Annotated in this window: 1 pseudogene; it reads left to right on the top strand. The window is 69.6% G+C overall.

The features are described from left to right. Positions 1-627, top strand: a pseudogene (locus tag A9X05_RS16965) (hypothetical protein); the annotation flags it as partial. Positions 628-818: the final 191 nt, after the last annotated feature.

Raw genomic sequence — 818 nt, forward strand, 5'->3', positions numbered from 1 at the left:
CAACTGTGCCGTCGACTCCTGCACCGTGCGCCGCCCCAGGTGCACCACACGGTATTCCGCGTAGACGTACTGCTGGCCGACGCGGTCACCGCGCACGCCGCGACCGGCAAGCCGGTGCTGGGCATCTGCGGGGGCTTCCAAATGCTGTGCCGGCGCATCGACGACACCGTGGAATCGGGGGCGGGCGAGGTCGCCGGTCTGGGCCTGTTGAACGCGGACATCGTCTTCGGCGAGGCCAAGGTTCTGCGTCGCTGGCCGCGGCCCCTCGCCGGCTACGAAATCCACCACGGCCGCGTCTCGCGTTGCGCCGAGGAGAGCTGGTTCGGCGCGGAGGGCGGGCGCGACTGCGAACCACACGGCCTCGCGCGGGGCGCGGTCTTCGGCACCCACTGGCACGGGCTGCTCGACAACGACGACTTCCGACGCGCGTGGCTTACCCGCGTGGCGGCCGCGGCGGGCCGTGGCGGGTTCGTCGTCGCCCACACCGACGTCTCCGCGCGACGCGACGCTCAGCTGGACACAATCGCCGATTTGCTGGCCGCCCATCTCGACGTCGACGCGGTTCTGGGCCTGCTCGACGGTGTGCCGCCACGACGACCGCATATCGCAACTCGGTTGCGGCCGTAGGGCATTCACGCGCATGTGCGCACACGGCAATCGAATTTACGGCGACGCAAAACCCGTTGGGCGCGCACGGAATTCGACAAATCCTCGCGCGCGCAGGCCGATCGGCTGTAGCGTGCGTGAATGCCCTACGGCCGCAACCGAGTTGCGATATGCGGTCGTCGTGGCGGCACACCGTCGAGCAGGCCCAGAAC

Source organism: Mycobacterium sp. E3298, from assembly GCF_001666895.1.
In the GTDB taxonomy this organism is placed as follows: domain Bacteria; phylum Actinomycetota; class Actinomycetes; order Mycobacteriales; family Mycobacteriaceae; genus Mycobacterium.